At 75.3% G+C, this 2,820-nt stretch carries 4 protein-coding genes and 1 pseudogene; 1 reads left to right on the top strand and 4 read right to left on the bottom strand.

Features of this window, described 5'->3' with window-relative positions:
• The 3 genes and pseudogenes from HUW36_RS29950 to HUW36_RS29940 all read right to left on the bottom strand — a co-directional run.
• Positions 1–420, bottom strand: a pseudogene (locus HUW36_RS29950) (sulfatase-like hydrolase/transferase); the annotation flags it as partial.
• Positions 413–1,828 carry a methyltransferase domain-containing protein gene (locus tag HUW36_RS29945; protein WP_174531165.1) on the bottom strand — a complete coding sequence of 472 codons (1,416 nt, stop codon included), beginning with the start codon at positions 1,826–1,828 and terminating at the stop codon, positions 413–415. The pseudogene HUW36_RS29950 and the gene HUW36_RS29945, both read right to left, overlap by 8 nt.
• Positions 1,829–1,833: 5 nt before the next feature.
• Positions 1,834–1,983 carry a hypothetical protein gene (locus HUW36_RS29940; RefSeq protein WP_172967795.1) on the bottom strand — a complete coding sequence of 50 codons (150 nt, stop codon included), beginning with the start codon at positions 1,981–1,983 and terminating at the stop codon, positions 1,834–1,836.
• 182 nt (positions 1,984–2,165) lie between these two features.
• On the opposite strand from HUW36_RS29940, the gene HUW36_RS29935 reads away from it, so the two are divergent.
• On the top strand, positions 2,166–2,564 hold the full coding sequence (locus tag HUW36_RS29935) for a VOC family protein (protein WP_174531164.1): 399 nt from the start codon (positions 2,166–2,168) through the stop codon (positions 2,562–2,564).
• Between the two features lie 45 nt (positions 2,565–2,609).
• Here the strand turns inward: HUW36_RS29935 and HUW36_RS29930 are convergent.
• A partial coding sequence (locus tag HUW36_RS29930; protein ID WP_174531163.1) for a helix-turn-helix domain-containing protein occupies positions 2,610–2,820 on the bottom strand: 211 nt, incomplete at its 5' end.

Raw genomic sequence — 2,820 nt, 5'->3', positions numbered from 1 at the left:
CCCGGCGGCCCCGGCCAGCCCGGCCACGACCAGCAGGGGTACGCCGCGCAGCGGCGTGACGTGCCGGCCGACCTGGACCGCCAGCGCGGCGAGCAGCAGGCCCACGGTCACGGTGTGCACCACGGCCCGGGTGACGCGTCCGGCGAGCCGGGACAGCGCGCCGAGCGCCGCGAACGGCAGCGTCGGCACCAGTGCGATCAGGGCGACCAGGAGCAGCACGTCGCCGCTCGCGGCGCGGTGGAACAGGAAGAAGTCCGGGCTGCGGCCGAGCACGTCCAGCAAGGGCTGGGTGACCACCAGCCCGACCAGTGCCACCACCTCGGCCAGCCGCGCCGCCTCGGCCCGCCAGCCGACCCGCCGCCGTGGCCGGTCGGTGTCCGGCGGGCGCTCCCGTGGTGGCGCGAGGACGTCCTCAGCCACCCACCACCACCTGGTAGAGCGTGCGGGTGCCGGACGGCAGCTCGGTGCGGGCGACCACCCGTCCGCGGCGGGCCAGCAACGCCTCGAAGGCGTCCCGCCGGTAGTCGGGGAAGAGCCCGTCCGGCTTGTTGGCCAGCAGCCGGCGGGCCATCGGGTCCTCCGGGTGGACGAACTCCACCACCAGGGCGCCGCCGGTCGCGGTGAACGCGGTGAGCTGGTCCAGCACCTCCGGCAGCGGGACGTTGCGACCGATCGCCAGGTGGTGGACCAGCGCCAGGGCGAGAACCACGTCGGCGCGGGCCCGGTCGGCGAACGCGGCCCGCTCGACGCCGCGCCAGCCACCGCCGGGCGACGGGTCGGCCAGGTCCAGCACCAGCGGCAGGATGCGCTGCTCCCCCTCGTCGCGCAGGGCGCGGTAGAGCGCGTCGACCACGGCCGGGTCCTGCTCGACCGCGACCACGTGCGCGGCGTGCCGGGCGGCGATGCGGGCGTACCGGCCGTCGTTGGCGCCCAGGTCCAGCACCGTGCCGGGGGCGGTGGCGGCCACCGCCCGGTCGACGAAGGTCTCCTTGGCCTGCCGGTCCGGCACCGAGTACGCGCAGGTCCGCTGGTAGTCCGACCAGTGGCTGTCCCCGGGCCGGTGGTCGAGCCGGCGGACCAGCTTCGCCAGCCCGCGCACGGTGCCCCGGGCCAGTTCCCGGGAGAAGCCGGCGTCGCGCAGCTGGGCGCGTACGTCGCTGGTGCTGGCGGCGGAGTTGCGGGCCTGCATCGCGCCGTGCAGGTGCACGTGGGTGGGCACGCCGGCCCGGAAGCGTCGGGTCCCGGCGAACAGCCGGCGCATCTGGTCCGGCTCGATCCCGTCGATTCGGGCCCGCAGGAACGGTTGGAAGTCCAGGCCGAGGTGGGCCTGGACGAGCAGGGGGTAGAGCAGGGTCTGGCAGAACTGCCGGTAGCCGGCCCAGGGCTCGCCGTCGCGCAGTGCCTCGAAGGAGCCGACGTCGATGAAGACCGGCCGGGCGCCCCGCCACTGCACGTTGTAGGCCGACCCGTCCTTGGTGGTGAAGCCGGCGTCCAGCGCCGCGCCGAGCACGTCCAGGTGCAGCAGCGCCGCGTCGCGCAGCATCGCGCAGGACCACTCGTAGGGGTGCGACACGAACGGGATCCGGTCGTGGCGCAGCACCGCGGCCCAGGGCGCGTCGACGGGCGTCGGCGTCAGCTCCTCGGTGCCGACGACGTGGCCGGCGGCGGTCAGGTTCCGGAAGAAGTCGGCGGCGGACAGCGCCCGCCAGTCGCGCGCGGAGCGTTCGTCGAGGCCGCGCAGCACCTCGTCGCCGCGGTGGAAGACGCGGTTGCCGGGGTCGCGGAAGGAGCCGGGCTCGACGCGTACGCCGGTGTCGGGGACCGTCACGCCGGTCAGCCCTGGTCGGTGGGCTGACGGCGGAAGCGGGACACCAGGCGGCGCCAGTAGAGCTTGGCGGCCACGGCCACTCCGGCCACCCCGCCGACCACCGCCTGCACGATCAGACTGCCGGATCCCGCGTCCAGGTAGGCCAGGTGCGTCACGGCTACTTTCCTTCCCCTTGCCGGTCATCGGAGCGCAGCCCGGTATGCGAGCTTTATTGCTCAAAGCCGGACTTGTCACCCACCGTACGCCCCGGGAACCGGACGCGCCGGCACACCCGTGACTCGTCCCCCGTCCGATCCGTTCAAGACCGCAGGGGCCCGCGCGGCCTAGCGTGGCGGCCATGACACCGCAGTTCGATCTCGTCGGGACGGTCGTCACCGACATGGCCCGCACGCTCGACTTCTACCGCCGGCTGGGGCTGCCGATCCCGCCCGGCGCCGAGACGGAACCCCACGTGGAGGTCACCCTGCCCTCCGGCGTCCGGCTGGCCTGGGACACCGTGGAGGTGGTCCGCGGCTTCCACCCGCGCTTCGTCCCGGCCACCGGCAGCCCGCGGATGAACCTGGCCTTCCGCTGCGCGGACCCGGCGGAGGTGGACCGCTGGTACGCCGAGCTGACCGCCGCGGGCCACCACGGGGAACTGCCGCCGTGGGACGCCTTCTGGGGCCAGCGGTACGCGGTCCTGCACGACCCGGACGGCAACGGCGTCGACCTGTTCGCGCCGCTGCCCGCCGACTGACCACCCGCCCGGGCACCTTGGTCGGGACCGGCCACCCGCGCCGGGTCAGCCGCCGGCCTCGGCGAGCAGGCGCGTCGGGGGCATGCCGGCGAACTCCCGGACGTCCCGGGTGAGGTGGGCCTGGTCGGCGTACCCGGTCCGGGCGGCGACCTCGGCGAGCGGCGCGCCGGCGTGGGCCAGGTCGAGCGCACGGCGCATCCGCAGGATCCGGGCGAGGGTCTTCGGGCCGTACCCGAACAGAGCCAGGCTGCGCCGG

It is taken from the genome of Micromonospora maritima (assembly GCF_902825405.1).
Taxonomy (GTDB): domain Bacteria; phylum Actinomycetota; class Actinomycetes; order Mycobacteriales; family Micromonosporaceae; genus Micromonospora; species Micromonospora maritima.
Note: the sequence above shows the minus strand (reverse complement) of the source record. Positions and strands in the feature narration are given on the sequence as shown.